Source organism: Paeniglutamicibacter gangotriensis Lz1y, from assembly GCF_000348945.1.
In the GTDB taxonomy this organism is placed as follows: Bacteria; Actinomycetota; Actinomycetes; order Actinomycetales; family Micrococcaceae; genus Paeniglutamicibacter; species Paeniglutamicibacter gangotriensis.
Genome location: NZ_AOCK01000001.1, coordinates 247,413 through 263,022, shown reverse-complemented (window position 1 = coordinate 263,022; position 15,610 = coordinate 247,413). Strand labels below are relative to the sequence as shown.

At 61.0% G+C, this 15,610-nt stretch carries 17 protein-coding genes; 8 read left to right on the top strand and 9 right to left on the bottom strand.

From position 1 onward, the window contains the following. Window positions 1-29 precede the first annotated feature (29 nt). From ADIAG_RS01225 to ADIAG_RS01205, 5 genes are all read right to left on the bottom strand, one after another. Window positions 30-1,031, bottom strand: coding sequence for a cytochrome b/b6 domain-containing protein (locus ADIAG_RS01225; RefSeq protein ID WP_085940355.1), 1,002 nt, complete (start codon window positions 1,029-1,031; stop codon window positions 30-32). A gap of 359 nt (window positions 1,032-1,390) precedes the next feature. Continuing rightward, a complete protein-coding gene (locus tag ADIAG_RS01220) occupies window positions 1,391-2,377 on the bottom strand; it encodes an electron transfer flavoprotein subunit alpha/FixB family protein (protein WP_007269460.1) in 987 nt (328 codons plus the stop codon). Further along, window positions 2,374-3,165 (bottom strand): electron transfer flavoprotein subunit beta/FixA family protein, encoded by a 792-nt coding sequence (locus tag ADIAG_RS01215; RefSeq protein ID WP_007269459.1) that lies wholly within the window; start codon window positions 3,163-3,165, stop codon window positions 2,374-2,376. The genes ADIAG_RS01220 and ADIAG_RS01215 overlap by 4 nt, the downstream gene beginning before the upstream one ends. A 69-nt stretch (window positions 3,166-3,234) precedes the next feature. Beyond that, the gene (locus ADIAG_RS01210; protein ID WP_007269458.1) at window positions 3,235-4,050 is read right to left on the bottom strand and encodes a MaoC/PaaZ C-terminal domain-containing protein; all 816 of its coding nucleotides are present in this window, start codon (window positions 4,048-4,050) and stop codon (window positions 3,235-3,237) included. Beyond that, the gene (locus ADIAG_RS01205; RefSeq protein WP_007269457.1) at window positions 4,047-4,976 is read right to left on the bottom strand and encodes an SDR family oxidoreductase; all 930 of its coding nucleotides are present in this window, start codon (window positions 4,974-4,976) and stop codon (window positions 4,047-4,049) included. Before ADIAG_RS01205 ends, ADIAG_RS01210 begins: the two co-directional genes overlap by 4 nt. 104 nt (window positions 4,977-5,080) lie before the next feature. On the opposite strand from ADIAG_RS01205, the gene ADIAG_RS01200 reads away from it, so the two are divergent. From ADIAG_RS01200 to ADIAG_RS01185, 4 genes are read left to right on the top strand one after another with little or no spacing between them, the layout of a single operon-like run. Then, window positions 5,081-5,827: an enoyl-CoA hydratase family protein gene (locus tag ADIAG_RS01200; RefSeq protein ID WP_007269456.1), complete on the top strand. Its 747-nt coding sequence runs from the start codon at window positions 5,081-5,083 to the stop codon at window positions 5,825-5,827. Window positions 5,828-5,834: 7 nt separating this feature from the next. After that, on the top strand, window positions 5,835-6,677 hold the full coding sequence (locus ADIAG_RS01195) for a CoA transferase subunit A (RefSeq protein ID WP_007269455.1): 843 nt from the start codon (window positions 5,835-5,837) through the stop codon (window positions 6,675-6,677). After that, the gene (locus ADIAG_RS01190; RefSeq protein WP_007269454.1) at window positions 6,674-7,441 is read left to right on the top strand and encodes a CoA-transferase subunit beta; all 768 of its coding nucleotides are present in this window, start codon (window positions 6,674-6,676) and stop codon (window positions 7,439-7,441) included. The genes ADIAG_RS01195 and ADIAG_RS01190 overlap by 4 nt, the downstream gene beginning before the upstream one ends. Next, entirely contained in the window at window positions 7,438-8,529 is a 1,092-nt protein-coding gene (locus ADIAG_RS01185) for an NAD(P)H-dependent flavin oxidoreductase (protein WP_007269453.1), read from the top strand. The genes ADIAG_RS01190 and ADIAG_RS01185 overlap by 4 nt, the downstream gene beginning before the upstream one ends. Window positions 8,530-8,674: 145 nt before the next feature. Here ADIAG_RS01185 and ADIAG_RS21250 read toward each other — a convergent pair whose 3' ends face one another. Next, a complete protein-coding gene (locus ADIAG_RS21250) occupies window positions 8,675-8,917 on the bottom strand; it encodes a hypothetical protein (protein ID WP_152426003.1) in 243 nt (80 codons plus the stop codon). A gap of 58 nt (window positions 8,918-8,975) precedes the next feature. Here ADIAG_RS21250 and ADIAG_RS01175 point away from each other — a divergent pair, with 58 nt between their 5' ends. Further along, window positions 8,976-9,212: a hypothetical protein gene (locus tag ADIAG_RS01175; protein WP_152426002.1), complete on the top strand. Its 237-nt coding sequence runs from the start codon at window positions 8,976-8,978 to the stop codon at window positions 9,210-9,212. Window positions 9,213-9,303: 91 nt separating this feature from the next. Here the strand turns inward: ADIAG_RS01175 and ADIAG_RS01170 are convergent, their stop codons facing one another. The 3 genes from ADIAG_RS01170 to ADIAG_RS01160 are packed head-to-tail and all read right to left on the bottom strand — an operon-like array spanning window position 9,304 to window position 12,439. Then, entirely contained in the window at window positions 9,304-10,455 is a 1,152-nt protein-coding gene (locus ADIAG_RS01170; protein ID WP_007269450.1) for an acetyl-CoA C-acetyltransferase, read from the bottom strand. 14 nt (window positions 10,456-10,469) lie between these two features. Then, a complete protein-coding gene (locus tag ADIAG_RS01165) occupies window positions 10,470-11,273 on the bottom strand; it encodes an SDR family oxidoreductase (protein ID WP_007269449.1) in 804 nt (267 codons plus the stop codon). Further along, window positions 11,270-12,439: an acyl-CoA dehydrogenase family protein gene (locus tag ADIAG_RS01160; RefSeq protein ID WP_043472876.1), complete on the bottom strand. Its 1,170-nt coding sequence runs from the start codon at window positions 12,437-12,439 to the stop codon at window positions 11,270-11,272. Before ADIAG_RS01160 ends, ADIAG_RS01165 begins: the two co-directional genes overlap by 4 nt. A 138-nt stretch (window positions 12,440-12,577) precedes the next feature. Between ADIAG_RS01160 and ADIAG_RS01155 the strand changes: the two genes are divergently transcribed. Genes ADIAG_RS01155 through ADIAG_RS01145 form a run of 3 tightly spaced genes read left to right on the top strand, consistent with a single transcriptional unit; the run spans window position 12,578 to window position 15,608 of the window. After that, window positions 12,578-13,435, top strand: a complete 858-nt coding sequence (locus ADIAG_RS01155; RefSeq protein ID WP_007269447.1) for an enoyl-CoA hydratase — start codon at window positions 12,578-12,580, stop codon at window positions 13,433-13,435. Next, a complete protein-coding gene (locus tag ADIAG_RS01150) occupies window positions 13,432-14,625 on the top strand; it encodes an acyl-CoA dehydrogenase family protein (RefSeq protein WP_007269446.1) in 1,194 nt (397 codons plus the stop codon). The genes ADIAG_RS01155 and ADIAG_RS01150 overlap by 4 nt, the downstream gene beginning before the upstream one ends. Continuing rightward, window positions 14,622-15,608, top strand: a complete 987-nt coding sequence (locus tag ADIAG_RS01145) for an acyl-CoA dehydrogenase (RefSeq protein WP_007269445.1) — start codon at window positions 14,622-14,624, stop codon at window positions 15,606-15,608. Before ADIAG_RS01150 ends, ADIAG_RS01145 begins: the two co-directional genes overlap by 4 nt. The last annotated feature ends 2 nt before the right edge of the window (window positions 15,609-15,610 follow it).

Here is a 15,610-nt window from a genome sequence, read left to right as displayed (position 1 = left end):
TCAGTAGCCAGGTAGTGCGACGTCGTTGCTTATCGCCCAACCTTGCCAAAGAGCGAAGCGATGGGTGCGAGGAACAGCGGACGGGCAGCAAACCAGCCACCAACAATGATCAGCAACGAGACAAAGAAAATCCAGAAACCGTACCAGTTAACCGCGTCCTGACCGCCATACATGTGGTTCAAATTGCGCAACGCGCCAGTTGAAAGAACCAACGCCACGTGCACGACGATGAATCCCAAGAAGTAGAACATGACCGGCAGGTGGATGGCTCGGGCCACCTCCACAGGATAGATCTTGCTCAAGACTTGAGCCTTGGACGGCCAAGCACCAGACATCCGGAATCCGGTAAACGCGGCCAATGGGGCCGCTACGAAGATCGCGACAAAATAGGCAATCACCTGCAGGCTGTTGTAGTTGACCCAGCCGTTCTCGGTGGGCCAGTCCAGTGAGGCGTACTGAAGTATCGCCGATAGCGCATTGGGGAAAACTTCCCAGCTTGTCGGAACCACACGCATCCATTGACCCGTGGAAATCAGCAGCACAACAAAGAGTGCCCCATTGACCATCCACAAGATATCCAGCGACTGGTGTAGCCACAGATTGATGCTTATTTTCTTGGGGTTTGCTCCCCAACGAGCCGTCCATGTTGCCGGAGGACGACGTTGCGTGCGTACCTGCCAACCCGAACGGATGATTAATACCATCAAGAAGATGTTGAAGAAATGCTGCCAGGCCAGCCAGGCGGGAAATCCCACCGGCGCTCCTGGCGGTAGCTCAGTTTCCCCCGGATAGCGCGCAACGAAACTCTGGACGGGTTCCGTAGTCATCAACCACCGAGCGGTAAACACCGCGAGGGCCAAGACCACCAGTATTCCCACGGCCCACAGTGCTGCGCGTCCACCTCGACTGCGACGCAGCTTTTCCACTCTTCCGGTTTCCCGCCCAGGCGCGGACGTGTCCACCGGGTTTACGCTACCAACCGTCGTGTCCACACGTTCCACGACGGGTGCAGTTACGGGTTCAGCCGCCATTACGGCAGTTTTGACCCTTCCCTGTTCCGTATTTTCGCTTGCTCCAGCTGCGGGAAGGGTGGTGCGGGGTAGTCCGCGGCGTCCTCCTGCAGGGGCTGGAGCCGGAGTTTTAGCTGGTTCGGTGTGGGAAACGCGACGTGCATCAGTCGGTTCCGAACTTTCGGTGGGGGCTGATGCATCGGTTGGTCGTGGCAAACCGCGACGCCTCGCCGGCGCATCTGGTGCAGAGGTTGCTATCGCTACGGTTGGAGCGGGAATGGGTATCGGTTCTGGAACTGGGAGCTGTTGGGAGGCCTGGATCTCGGAGCCTGCGGCGCCGGCGCTCGAAGTACGCGGGAGTCCCTGTCTGGCCATTTGGTTTAGCCTCGCCTTGATTCGATTGCGGCAACCAACTGCGGCACCACGGTAAAGATGTCGCCAACTACGCCGAAGTCCGCGATCTCGAAGATCGGCGCGTCCGGGTCCTTGTTGATCGCGATGATTGTCTTGGAGGTTTGCATGCCCGCACGGTGCTGGATGGCACCGGAGATACCCAGGGCAATGTAGAGCTGCGGGGCAACCGTGACACCGGTCTGGCCCACCTGCATGGCCGGTGGGACATAGCCTGCATCCACGGCGGCGCGGGATGCACCAATGGCGCCGCCCAAGGCATCAGCAAGACCCTCCACCAGGGTGAAGTTTTCCCCCGAGCCTAGCCCTCGACCGCCGGAGACTACGATGTCGGCACCGCGCAGCTCCGGACGGGAGGAGGCAGCAACGGTTTCGCGATAGGACGTGATGGTTGCATCAGGGGTTCCGGATGGATCAACCTGCAGCAGCTGGATATTTGGCTGCAGCGCTTCGGCACGCAGATCGGAGGATCCCTGGCGCAGTGTGATGACGAGGGGACCGGTGCTCGCGGCGGAGTCAACCAGGTAGGCACCCCCGTAGACCGAATGATGGGCAATGACGCCCTCCTCATCCCGTGTGATGCCCACCGCGTCGACGGCCAAGGCCGAGCCGCTGCGTGCCGCGAAGCGTGCCGTGGCGTCGCGTCCACGTATGGAGTTTGAGGCGAGCACCGCCTCGGGTTTGACTATGGCGGCTGCCGCGCTCAGGGCGTCCACGGTGGGCACCACCACGGAGCTCGATAGTTCTTCGGTTTCGGCAATCAGCACCTGCGAAGCGCCGAGGGCGGCAAGTTCGGTTCCGAGCCGTTCCGAATTGCCCGACGGAGCGAGTGCCAGTGCCACCGCGGTGCCCACTGAAGTTGCGGCACCAATGAGCTCGGCAGCGCCGGAACGGAGCTCGCCCGACAAAGAAACATCGACGAGTACGAGAATTGGATTCGCTGGGTAGCCGGTCATGCTGAGCGTCCTTTGATGAGTTGGTTCTGGGCAAGAAATTCTGCGATCTGGTCGCCGGCGTCGCCGGCATCTTCGATCCGGATGCCGGCATTTCGGGCCGGGCGCTGCGCTGCCGCAATCACAATGGATCTGGCGGTTTCTTCGCCTAGGGTGATACCCAGCTGGGCGAGGTCAAGGGTTTCAAATGGTTTCTTCTTGGCAGCCATGATGCCCTTGAAGTTCGGGAAGCGCGCATCCGGCAGGGCCTCGGTGACTGAAATGACACCGGGCAGATCGATGGTTGCTTCGAAGCTGTCATATTCGGTGTTGCAGCTTCCGGAAGCAGTCAGTTCATCGAGTACCACGGTGCCCAGTGAGGCGAGCCCCGCAACACCAAGCAGCTCGGCAAGCATTGCGGGCAATGCCCCGCCTCCGCCGTCGGTCGATGCGTTGCCCGCAATCACCAGATCGAACCCGATGTGCTTGCTCGCCGCCGCGATCACCTGAGCGGTGAGGGTCAAGTCGGCACCGAGCAGAGCCGGGTCATGCACGTGTACGGCACGATCGGCGCCCATGGCCAGACCCTTGCGCAGAGTTGCCGGCAGGGTTCCGTCCGGGCCCACGGTAAGCAATACGACCTCGGTGTTGGCATTGCCATCACGGTGGCTCAGTGCGACTTCAAGCGCGCGTTCGGTGATTTCATCGAGCACCGGTTCGCTTGCCGATCGGTTCAACAAACCGGTCTCCAGATCCAGGGTGCGTTCACCATAGGTATCTGGAACTTCTTTCATCAATACAATGATTTTCACGTTGTGTCCTCTCTAAACCTTGCAGTGTCCAAGCCCTACCGGGCTGCGGTGGCTTCCGGCCTCGGCTGGTCAGCGGAATATGGCCAGTCCATCTGAGATCACCGTGCGTTCTCCCACCGCGGCTTCAAAGCGGCCGCCATCCCAGATGCTGGCCTCAATCGCGTCGCCCGGGAAAACCACGCCGGAGAAGCGTCCAGCGAATTCGACGATGTCTGCCGGGTGCGCGCCGGACAAGGCCGCCAGTGGTAGTGTCGTGGCCACCAACGAAGCCAGGCCATGAAGGATCGGACGGTCTTGTCCGATGCGTTTGGCCGCCTGGGGATCGATATGGATGTGGTGCTTGTCCCCCAGCAGGCGGTAAAGAGCAGCCTGGTTTGGATTGGTTTGTATGCTTGCCGCGTCTCGCGGTGCTCCGCTGGGTGCTGTTGGCTTACTTGGGCCTCGTTCCCCACCAAAGCCACCGAATCCGGGCGCAAAAATTTGCCAGGTCGCCTGGAAATAGTCGCATTCGACAATGATATTGAAAACGGCGGCGCTACCCTTGTCCCAGACCTCGCCAACCCGTGCGTTGAACTTCAGCTCACCGGAGCGTGGCAATTCCTTGGCCACCAACAGCTCCTGTGAGCCATGGACCGAACGGTTGTCAAAGGCGCCTTGGTCGGCCATGATGTCTGGTGCCCACTGGGCAAGCGTCAGCCCGAAGGAGGGAAGGACTCGAAGCCGGTCTTCGAAGACCAACTCCAGATCACTTGCCGGCGCACCAATGGCCAATGCGTAGAGGATGGCATCATCCTGGGTGTAGCTGACGGTGCGCTCACCCAGATGTTTTCCTGCCCAGGCTTCGGTCTCAAGAGCTACTTCGGGGAGTGTGGTTCCCGCGCTCATGATGCTGCCGCAGGAATCGGTGCTGCACCGTAGACGGGTTCAGGAGCTACTGAGCGTGCCAGCAATTCCTCAATTGCTAACCCGGCGGATACCGCATCCCAGCGTTCTCCGGCGTCATTTGCCGGGCCGTGGTTCCACCCCTCCTCGATGCAGATCTTCCCGCCCTCTATTTCAATGACCCGCCCGGTGACCTCGCCGGACGTGTTTCCTGCCAACCACGCAACGATGGGCGAGACGTTGGCGGGGTGCATGGCGTCAAAACCATCTTCGGGCACGGCCATAGCCTCTCCAAAGGCACCTTCGGTCATGCGAGTTCGCGCCGCGGGTGCGATCGCGTTAACTCGCACCCCGTAACGGGCAAGTTCGTGGGCGGCAACCAGCGTCAATCCGGCGATTCCCGCCTTGGCTGCTGAGTAGCTTGCCTGCCCGACGCTGCCTTGCAGGCCGGCTCCCGAAGAGGTGTTGATAACCCGGGCGTCCGGTGTGCGACCAGCCTTGGCCTCGTTGCGCCAGTATTCACTGGCGTGGCGCAGCGGGGCGAAGTGGCCCTTGAGATGAACGCGGATGACCGAGTCCCATTCTTCTTCGGAGGTATTCACCAGCATGCGATCGCGCACAAACCCGGCGTTATTCACCAAAATGTCCAGCCGACCAAAGGTGTCGATGGCTTGGCGCACCATTGCGCCGGCCTGTTCAAAGTCTGCAACATCGGCGCCATTGGCGACCGCATCGCCACCGACGGCGCGGATTAGCTCGACCACCTCATGCGCCGGGCTTGATGCCTCAACAACACCGTCCAGAGTGGTACTGAGGTCATTGACAACCACCTTGGCACCCTGGCGCGCCAGTTCCAATGCGTGTTCTCGTCCCAGTCCACGGCCGGCGCCGGTCACGATGGCAACCCGTCCCTCACAAATGCCTGTCATGTTCTTTCCTTCCTCTGGATTTTTTGCTCTGGATTGCTAGTGTACCCCCCAACCAAGCAAGTGCTAGGGTAAGAAACAAGCAAACGTTAGACACAGGAGTAAAAATGACCATCACCTCAGCAATGCACAACAACGGAATTCGCGTAGTCACCATGGATTACCCGCCGGTTAATGCACTTCCGGTGGCAGGATGGTTCGGCATCGGCGCGGCTCTGGACGAAGCCAGCAAGGATCCGAACACCCGCGCGGTTATCCTGCGCGCCGAAGGGCGTGGTTTCAACGCAGGCGTGGACATCAAGGAAATGCAGTCGACAACTGACTTCAACGCAATTTTGGGAGCCAACCGCGGCTGCTACGCGGCATTCAAATCGATCTACGAGTGCGCGGTCCCGGTAATTGCCGCGGTCAACGGATTCTGCTTGGGCGGCGGAGTTGGCCTGGTGGGCAACGCTGACACCATCATCGCCAGCGATACCGCCTACTTCGGCGTCCCGGAGGTGGACCGCGGCGCACTGGGCGCAGCAACTCACTTGGCTCGTCTAGTTCCCGCACATATGTTGCGCACTTTGTATTTCACCAGCCGCACCATCTCCGCGCAGCGCCTGGCCGAACTTGGCTCCGTCGCAGAGGTCGTCTCCCCTGACAAGCTGGATGAGACGGCCTTCGCCTACGCCGGGGAGATCGCTTCCAAGGATCCACGCGTAATGCGTGCCGCCAAGGAGGCACTGAACTGCATCGACCCGATCGACGTCAATAAGAGCTACCGCTTCGAGCAGGGATTCACCTTCGAACTAAACCTCGGCGGTGTCGCCGACGAACTACGCGACGAATTCGTCGCCACCGGCGCGTAGGGCAACCGTGCCCAGCAAAGTCATTGACTCCGCCGCCCTGAATGGTCTCTTTAGCGATGGAATGACCATCGGCATTGGCGGCTGGGGGTCACGACGCAAACCCATGGCCTTGGTGGCAGCGCTGATTCGTTCCGGTGCACGCAATCTGCGCATCGTTAGCTTCGGTGGGCCAGACGTCGGGATGTTGTGTGCCACCGGGCAGGTCAAGGAGGTCATCCACGGTTTTGTCACGCTGGATTCGATTGCCGTCGAACCACACTTCGCCGCGGCCCGGCAGGCCGGCACCATCAAAACCGCCGAGCTGGACGAATCCATGCTGGTTTCCGGGCTCAGAGCCGCGGGCCGGCGCCTACCTTTCGAGGTGACGCGCTCCGGACTCGGCTCGGATGTACTCACCGCCAACCCACAGATCCGCACCATCACCTCCCCCTACGAGGACGGCGATACCCTCGTGGCCATGCCGGCGGTGCAGCTGGACCTGGCGTTGATTCATCTGAACCGGGCAGACCATCTGGGCAACGGCCAATGCCTCGGCCCGGACCCCTTCGTCGATGACCTCTTTGCTCGTGCGGCCCAGTGCACCATTCTCAGCGCCGAATCAGTCGTGAGCACCCGGGAACTCGTCGAGGGCCACCACCCGGCCACCCTGCTGCTCAACCGCACCATGGTGGACCATGTTTTTGAGGCACCCGGCGGTGCACATTTCACCACCTGCCTTCCCGATTACCCACGCAATGAGGAATTGCAACGCGAATACGCGCACTCCGCCAGCAGCCCGGCGCTGTGGGAAGAATTTCGGGCCCGGTATATCGACAATGAACACGCCTCGACCCCCGGAGGCCAGCAATGAGTGAAGTAACCATTCCCCAGTCGACGCGCGCGGAAATTGCCGTCACCGCCTGTAGCGATCTATTCCATGGACAAGGTGACATTCTGGCCAGCCCGGCCGGGATCATCCCCACCATTGGCGCGCGACTGGCAGCACTCACCCACGCTCCGGATCTCATGCTCAGCGACGGCGAATCCACAATCTACGCAGGCGTGCCCGCATTGGAACACCAAGGAGTTCCGGGCGGTTATCTGCCTTATCGGGAGCTCTTCGAGCTGATCGCGGCCGGTAAACGTCATGTGGTGATGGGTGGTGCGCAGATCGACCGGGAGGGAAACCATAATTTCTCCGCCATCGGCCAGCACTCCAAGCCACACCGGCAGCTTTTGGGCGCGCGCGCCGCGGCAGCCAACACCATTAATCACAGAACTAGCTATTGGATTCCCAAGCACAGTCGCCGTTCAATGGTTGAACGGGTGGATTTTGTGACGGGCGTTGGGCGCACGCGCGCCGAGAACGCAGGAAAGCGCGCGGCCCGTTTCCACCAGGTACATCAGGTGGTGAGCAACCTCGGAGTCTTTGACTTCAGCGGGCCGGGACACACCATGTCCCTGGTATCCATCCACCCCGGTGTCATCGTCGAAGAAGTCATTGAATCCACCGGATTCGCCTTAAACATCCCGGATGCCGTGCAAAGTACTCGACTGCCAAATCGGCAGGAACTACATCTGATTCGCGAGGTCTTGGACCCGCTTCAACGCAGAGAACAAGAGGTTCGATCTTGAGCACCACCAACCGCATTCGCACCGCACTGACTGAGCTGGCCGGCGTTGAACACCCCATCGTGCAAACCGGCATGGGCTGGGTGGCCGGGCCCAAGCTTGTCACCGCCACGGCCGAGGCCGGCGGGCTGGGCATTCTCGCTTCCGCCACCATGACCTACGCGGAACTCGAAAAGGCGATTATCGAGACCAAGAGCCGCACCGATAAGCCCTTCGGGGTGAACCTGCGTGCGGATGCTGCCGATGCCATGGACCGGGTGAACCTGCTGATCAAACATCGCGTCAAGGTGGCGTCCTTTGCGCTGGCCCCCAAACGCGAGCTAATCGACAAGCTCAAGGAAAACGATGCTGTAGTCATCCCCTCGGTGGGGTTGCCCCGGCATGCGGAAAAGGTGGCGTCATGGGGGGCCGACGCGGTAATGATTCAGGGCGGCGAGGGCGGCGGACATACCGGCACCACCCCCACCACCCTGTTATTGCCCACCGTGCTGGATGCTGTGGATATCCCGGTCATCGCCGCCGGTGGCTTCTTTGACGGACGCGGCCTGGCCGCGGCACTTTCCTACGGTGCTGCAGGCATCGGCATGGGTACCCGCTTCCTGCTGACCAGCGACAGCGCGGTGCCCGAACACATCAAGCGCCGCTACCTGGAGTTCGGTTTGGACGGCACCGTTGTTACGGCGAAGGCCGACGGGATGCCGCACCGATTGCTACGCACCGAATTCATCGATGGGCTGGAATCCGGCTCGCCGCTCGGTCGACTGCTAGGCACCGCGCGCCGCACCATGCAGTTCAAGGAACTTTCCGGCCAGTCGTGGCTCGGCTTGGCCCGTGATGGGCTGAGCATGAAGCGTAGCAGCGGACGTAGCGTGGGACAGATGATGCTTGCCGCCAACACCCCTATGCTGCTCAAAGCAGGGCTGGTGGACGGTGATGCGCAGGCCGGAATGTTGGCCTCGGGCCAAGTTGTTGGTGTCATCGACGACCTGCCGACCTGTGAACAACTGGTGGACCGCATCATCGACGAAGCAGTTGAGCGGCTTTCGGTGGTGGGTTCCAGCGCGCAGAATCGCAACGGGTCGCTCGCTTGATCTGCCATCAAACACCGCCAGGAGTTCGTGTGCGCACCCTTGGCACGGCCGGTTCGTGGCCAGCCAAGGCCACCGACAGCCAATGCAACGACCTGTTGCCAAACGTGGGAGCCAGGAACGGAAGAAGGCCCCTCTCTGCATACCGTCACAGGCCAAAAAGTTTTTTCTGGATATGAGCGGTTCCTTGAACCAGTCGCCCGCCAACCTGAACTCCCATACGAAGGGCCACCGCGGCGCCAGCATCTTGAAGACCAGCTTCGCGATGGCGCATGAGGTGTTGCCCGAGGGCACCGAGCTCCGGGCTTTCCATATGACTGATGTCTTCAAGCTGGTCCTCCACCCAGGCTGCTGCCAAACTTGATTCGACACCCAACGACGACAAGTCCATTGGCATCGATCATGTCGAGCGTTGCGCTGCGATCCTCCAGACGAAACTAACGATGTGCATGAACGGAGCTGGCGGCCAGGCTCCCGTCTTGGTCGCAACGGGCAAGCAAGCTTTCGACTGGTCGACCGGCGCCAGGAAGGACCAGCGCATCGCTGAAGTCGTGGATAAGGTGCCCGGCGATGGAACCCGTGAATGTGTAGTGCTCATGGACCACTACACGTTGGGCAACGGCAGCAACGTAGGCAGGGCGGCATCTCTCCACGGAGCAATGGATAAGGTTCTCAACGAGAAATAGGACCGCTCTACGACTCGGATGCGCAAAAGACCGTGGACTTGCCGCTGCACCCTAAGCGCCCCAGCAGGTCCACGGTCCTTCCATTCACTTTTTAGAGCCGTTCGATGATGGTGACGTTGGCTTGCCCACCACCTTCACACATCACCTGCAGACCAAAACGGCCCTCAGTGCGCTCAAGCTCGTTGAGCAGCGTGGTCATCAAACGGGTGCCTGTGGCACCAATTGGGTGCCCCAGCGCGATGCCGCCACCGTTGACGTTGACCTTACTGCGGTCAATTCCAAGCTCCTGCATCCAGGCCAGGACCACCGGTGCGAATGCCTCGTTGCATTCGAAGAGGTCGATATCGGCAACGCTCATTCCGGCGCGTTCCAGCGCATACTTGGTGGCGCGGATCGGACCGGTGAGCATCCAGACCGGGTCATCGGCACGCACTGAGATGTGGTGGATGCGTGCACGCGGAGTCAGCCCGTGTTCATCTACGGCTTTCTGCGAGGCAATCAACATGGCGCTGGCGCCGTCGCAGATCTGCGACGCTACCGCGGCGGTCAACCGACCGCCCTCGGAGAGTGTACCCAGCGATGCCATCTTCTCCAGCGTGGTCCCCCGGCGGATGGTTTCGTCCTGTGCCAACCCGTTGAGCGGAACGATTTCTGCATCGAAGCGACCCTCATCGGCCGCGGTTGCGGCACGTTGGTGGCTTTCGAGCGCGAACTGTTCCATGGTTTCGCGGGCAACATCCCACTTTTCCGCGATCATTTCCGCAGCGCGGAACTGCGAGACTTCCTGATTCCCATAACGAGCCACCCAACCCGGTGATTCGGCAAAGGGGGTGGTGAACCCGAAATCGGAACCTGCGATCATGGCGGCGGAGATCGGGATTGCCGACATGTTCTGGACGCCTCCAGCAATGATTAGGTCTGCAGTTCCAGACATCACGCCCTGCGCAGCGAAGTGCACGGACTGCTGACTGGAACCACACTGACGGTCGATGGTTACCCCCGGCACATGATCCGGTAGGCCAGCGACCAGCCACGCGGTGCGCGCAATGTCACCCGCCTGCGAACCGATGGTGTCGGTGCAGCCAAAAATCACATCGTCAACCGCGCCAGGGTCAATTCCAGTGCGTTCTATCAGCGCGGAAATCACGTGTGCTCCAAGGTCTGCGGAGTGGACCCCTGACAGGGAACCTCCGCGGCGCCCCACCGGGGTACGTACCGCATCAATAATGTATGCTTCGCTCACTTTTCTTGCTCCCTTTATGCCTGTTGACTGCTGACCGGGACAACTTCACCGGTCATGTACGAGGAATAGTCGCTGGCCAAGAAGACCATGACGTTGGCAATTTCCCATGGTTCGGCTGCACGCCCGAATGCTTCACGTGAGGTGAGCTGTTCAAGCAGTTCCGCGGAGGTGACCTTCGCCAGGAATGGGTGCATGGCCAGGGACGGGGCCACCGCATTGATGCGGATTCCGTGTGGTGCAACGTCCAACGCCGCGGAACGGGTCAGCGCCATGACGCCAGCCTTCGCGGCGGCGTAGTGGGCTTGCCCTTCCTGGGCGCGCCAACCGATGACCGAGGCGTTGTTGATGATGACGCCCTTGGTATTGTTCTTGACCATGCGCTGGCTTGCCGCGCGGACGGAACGGAAGGTACCTGTCAGCGTGACATTCAGGACCTTATCCCACTGTTCGTCTTCCATCTCGAGGATGGAAGCGGTACCGCCAAGACCGGCATTGTTGATCATGACGTCGACGCCACCGGCATCTTCTGCGACGTCCAAGAGGGCTTGGACCTGCTCTTCATCGGTGACGTCGCATACCGCGAAGCGCACACGTTCGGCACCGAATTCTGCGCGCAGTTCGAGCGCGGATGCTTCGAGTCGTCCGGCGTGGGTATCCCCCAAGACCACCAGTCCGGCGCCTTCCTCGAGGCAGCGGCGCGCGGCCGCTGCTCCGATTCCGGCTCCTGCCGCGGCGGTGATGACCACGCGGCGCCCGGTAAGCAGCCCGTGGGCCGGAACGTACTCTGGAGCTGGTTGTGCAATGCGTTGGACGGTCATACTCGTGCCTCCTTGGGTAGTCCGAGAACGCGCTCGGCGATAACGTTTCGTTGGATTTCATCCGAGCCACCGTAGAGGGTGTCGGCCCGACTAAAGAGATAGAGGGCCTGCAGCTCGTCGAGCTCGTAAGGAGCCCGGGAAACCGTCAGGGCGCTGGATCCGGCAACCGCCATGGCCAATTCGCCAAGCGAGCGGTGCCATGGCGCCCAGAGCAGTTTCGTGATTGAGGCTTCGATGCCTTGCTCGCCGCTGAGCGTGCGCAGCCCGTGCATGCGCAACATGTCCAAACCCATATGTGCCTGAACAATTTTGTCCTGGATCAGCGGGTCATTGATTGCCCCATTGCTGCGTGCCAGATCGATGATGACCTGCAGTTCTCCTTGGAAGGAGATCTGCTGAGCAAGAGTGGAAACCCCGCGCTCGAATCCGAGGGTTCCCATGGCCACCGACCACCCTCCGCCAGGTTCGCCGACGACCAAATCCGCATCGGTTTGGGCGCCGTCAAAGAAGACCTCGTTGAATTCCGAGGTACCGGTCAACTGCAGGATCGGTTTGATTTCCACGCCGTCCTGATCCATCGGAACCAGCAGGTAGGACAGCCCCTGGTGCTTCCGCGACCCGGCCTCGGTGCGTGCAATGACAAAGCACCAGTTCGCCGTGTGTGCCAGCGAGGTCCAGACCTTCTGCCCATCGATGATCCATTTACCGTCTTCAAGCCTTGCCTTGGTCGCAACCGAGGCAAGGTCCGAACCTGCGCCCGGTTCCGAGTATCCCTGGCACCAGAGGTCTTCGACCGCGATAATGCGGGGCAAGAAACGAGCTTGCTGTTCCGGGGAACCGAACGCGATCAGCGTTGGACCGAGCAGTTCCTCACCGAGGTGGTTGACGCGGGCCGGGGCATTAGCCCGTGCGTATTCCTCATGGAATATGACCTGCTGCTGCAGACTCAGTCCACGCCCGCCGTGTTCCTTGGGCCAGCTGACACAGCTCCAGCCATGTGCCGCCAGGTGACGGTTCCATTCCAAGCGTTCCTCAAAGGCCTCGTGCTCGCGGCCCGAACCGCCCAAGCCGCGCAGGCGTGCAAACCGCCCGGCAAGATTTGATTCGAGCCATAAGCGGATCTCTTGCCGAAACTCGTTGTCTTGATCCGAATAGGTCAGATCCACGGCATTCCCCTCACTCTTGATTTGCATTGGTCACATGTTCGAACTTCGCTTATGCTAGCAAACCAAGCACTTGTTTGGTTAGTCTAGTCTCAGACAAGTTTTTCAATTGACCAGGTGAGGCAAGAAGGGATCGTAACGATGAGCGAGAACAATGTTCAAGATGTCGTCACCTACGAGGTGCGCGGATCCACGGCGATCGTGAGGCTGAACCGGCCCGAATATCGAAACGCACAAAATTCGAAGATGACGTACGCGCTGGACGCGGCATTCACCCAGGCAGTCAACGATGACACGGTGAAGGTCATCGTGTTGGCCGGAAACGGCAAGCATTTCAGTGCAGGGCATGACATCGGGACCCCGGAGCGGGATGCCGACCAGAGCTTCGAACGCAAGGCCGTGATGTGGTGGGACCATGCGGGAACCGAGGGCGTCGACTCCCGTTTCGCCCGGGAGTCCGAGGTCTACTTGGGGATGTGTCGGCGCTGGCGCGAGATCCCCAAGCCCATGATTGCCATGGTGCATGGCGCTTGCATAGCCGGTGGGCTCATGCTGGCCTGGTCATGCGATTTCATCATCGCCAGTGAAGACGCATTCTTCTCCGACCCGGTGGTACGCATGGGGATTCCGGGCGTCGAATACTTTGCCCACCCCTGGGTCATGAATCCGCGAGCCGCCAAGGAATTCCTCTTCACGGGGGACCGCTTCAGCGCGCAGCGAGCCCATGATCTGGGCATGGTCAATCACGTGGTTCCGGCAGTCGAACTCGAAAAAACCGCCTTCGAAATGGCCGAACGCATCTCAGCGATGCCACGGCTGGGACTTGCGTTAGCCAAGAAGGCGGTAAATCAATCCGAGGACCTTCAGGGCATGCGTGCCGGCATGGACTCGGTTTTCGGGCTGCATCACGCGGCCCATGCGCACAACGCGGAGGTCGGCAAGGATTCCCTGGCCGGACTGGGAGCCAAAAGCATGCGTGAGGCGGCTGCACAATCATGAACACCGAAACAATGAACCTTGATTTGAGCGAGGAACAGCACGCATTTGCCGCAGAGGCACGCGACTGGCTCGCCGAGCACGTCCCCGTGACACCGCTGCCTTCAATGGATACCGAAGCAGGCTTTGCCGCCCACCGCGAGTGGGAGGCAGAACTTGCCCGGGGCGGCTGGTCCGTGGTCTCGTGGCCCGAGGAGTTTGGCGGCCGCGGAGCGGGACTCATCGAGTGGGTGCTCTTCGAGGAAGAGTACTACCGCGCTGGTGCACCAACCCGTGTTGCGCAGAACGGGATTTCACTGCTGGCGCCCATCCTCTTTGGGCATGGCAGCGATGCCCAACGTGAGCGCTTCCTGCGCCCCATGACCGATGGTTCACTCATCTGGGCCCAGGCCTGGTCAGAACCCGGCTCGGGTAGCGACCTGGCCTCTATCCGGAGCACCGCGCGCCGCGATGAGGAACGTGGGGGCTGGATTCTTAACGGACAAAAAACATGGAGTTCGCGTGCTCCCTGGGCAGATCGCGGATTCGGGCTCTTCCGCTCGGACCCCGAGGCCCAACGTCACCGCGGCCTAACCTACTTCCTCTTCCCAATGGATGCCGAGGGCATCACCATCCGCCCCATTGCACAGCTTGACGGCACCACCGGTTTTGCCGAAGTCTTCTTTGACGACGTATTCGTTGCCGATGAAGACGTGCTCGGAGAACCGGGTGACGGTTGGCGGGTGGCCATGAGCACCGCCGGCAACGAGCGGGGTCTTTCGTTGCGTTCCCCGGGTCGCTTCTGCGCCGCCACCGATCGTTTGATCGAGCTCTGGCACACCCATCAGGAGCAGGAACCATTTGCCCAGGATGCGGTGGTGGATGCCTGGATCAAATCTGAGGCCTACCGCCTCTACACCTGGGGCACCGTCAGTACGCTGCAAGACGGTGGTGACGTGGGTGCCGAGGGCAGTGTGAACAAAGTGTTCTGGTCCGAGCTAGACATCGCCCTGCACGGAACCGCATTGTCCCTGTTGGGTCCCGAGGCAGAACTCCGCGGCCCCGATGCCGTGTCCGGCGGCCGCTGGGTCGAAGACTACATCTTCTCCTTGGGCGGTCCCATCTATGCGGGAACCAACGAAATCCAACGCAACATCATCGCAGAACGTCTACTTGGCCTGCCCCGTGGCGGCGACGGAAGGAAAGCGTCATGAAATTCGTGATTAGCGACGAACAACGCGCCCTAGCTGAGGCCATTGATCAGGTCATCGAGGGCACCGGCGGCACCGGAATTGCACGCGCCTGGGCCGCCGGCGACCTGACTCTCGGTCAAGAACTCTGGTCACAGCTCTCCGAGCTGGGTCTCTTCGGTTTATGCGTGGATGAAGCCGAGGGCGGCATGGGAGGCACCCCGGTGGATCTCGTGGTGGCCTTCGAACGTTTGGGCTACCACGCGATTCCCGGACCATACCTGGAATCTGCGGCACTGCTCCCCGATTTGGTGGGCCCCGCCATTCGCGCGGGGCTCGTGGATGGTTCGGTCATCGGCACCGCCGCAGTTCCCGGGCTGCTCACCTATGCGCTCGATTCCGCGGCCAGCACCCACAGCTACATAGTGAACCCGGATTCCATCTCACCTGCCAAGGCCGGTGAACCGATGGATTCCATCGATGAGACCCGCACGCTCAGTGAGTTGTATGCGGCAGATGCCGCAGCCACACTCGATCCGCAACTAGTGGCTACCGCCATCGACAGGGCAACGCTCTGCTGCGCCGCGGTATTGCTGGGCGCCGGCGAACGACTACTCCACGAGGCTATCGAGTACGCAAAGATCCGCCGGCAATTCGGCCGCGCGATTGGTGAGTATCAGGCGCTCAAGCACCAGCTGGCAGACGTGCGGGTGGCGCTGACCTTTGCCCGTCCATTGATCAATGGTGCGGCGCTTGATCTTGGAAAACCGGCGGGGCCGCGCAGTGTCTCGGCAGCCAAGGTTGCAGTGGGCGATGCCGCACTACTTGCCGCCCGTACCGCGCTGCAGGTTCACGGGGCCATCGGCTACACCCAGGAACACGATCTAAGCCTGTGGATTACCCGCGTGCATGCACTCTTGGGAGCTTGGGGGACTGCTCGGTATCATCGCAACCGCGTGGCCTCCTTCATCCTGTCGCCCGTGTCCCAACTAGTCCCGGTTGCGTGAGA

What these genes read in the sequence shown, in the direction of transcription:
- ADIAG_RS01225 (WP_085940355.1), bottom strand. Translation starts at nt 1,031, where the DNA reads ATGGCGGCTGAACCCGTAACTGCACCCGTCGTGGAACGTGTGGACACG.
- ADIAG_RS01220 (WP_007269460.1), bottom strand. Translation starts at nt 2,377, where the DNA reads ATGACCGGCTACCCAGCGAATCCAATTCTCGTACTCGTCGATGTTTCT.
- ADIAG_RS01210 (WP_007269458.1), bottom strand. Translation starts at nt 4,050, where the DNA reads ATGAGCGCGGGAACCACACTCCCCGAAGTAGCTCTTGAGACCGAAGCC.
- ADIAG_RS01205 (WP_007269457.1), bottom strand. Translation starts at nt 4,976, where the DNA reads ATGACAGGCATTTGTGAGGGACGGGTTGCCATCGTGACCGGCGCCGGC.
- ADIAG_RS01200 (WP_007269456.1), top strand. Translation starts at nt 5,081, where the DNA reads ATGACCATCACCTCAGCAATGCACAACAACGGAATTCGCGTAGTCACC.
- ADIAG_RS01190 (WP_007269454.1), top strand. Translation starts at nt 6,674, where the DNA reads ATGAGTGAAGTAACCATTCCCCAGTCGACGCGCGCGGAAATTGCCGTC.
- ADIAG_RS21250 (WP_152426003.1), bottom strand. Translation starts at nt 8,917, where the DNA reads ATGGACTTGTCGTCGTTGGGTGTCGAATCAAGTTTGGCAGCAGCCTGG.
- ADIAG_RS01175 (WP_152426002.1), top strand. Translation starts at nt 8,976, where the DNA reads ATGAACGGAGCTGGCGGCCAGGCTCCCGTCTTGGTCGCAACGGGCAAG.
- ADIAG_RS01165 (WP_007269449.1), bottom strand. Translation starts at nt 11,273, where the DNA reads ATGACCGTCCAACGCATTGCACAACCAGCTCCAGAGTACGTTCCGGCC.
- ADIAG_RS01155 (WP_007269447.1), top strand. Translation starts at nt 12,578, where the DNA reads ATGAGCGAGAACAATGTTCAAGATGTCGTCACCTACGAGGTGCGCGGA.
- ADIAG_RS01150 (WP_007269446.1), top strand. Translation starts at nt 13,432, where the DNA reads ATGAACACCGAAACAATGAACCTTGATTTGAGCGAGGAACAGCACGCA.
- ADIAG_RS01145 (WP_007269445.1), top strand. Translation starts at nt 14,622, where the DNA reads ATGAAATTCGTGATTAGCGACGAACAACGCGCCCTAGCTGAGGCCATT.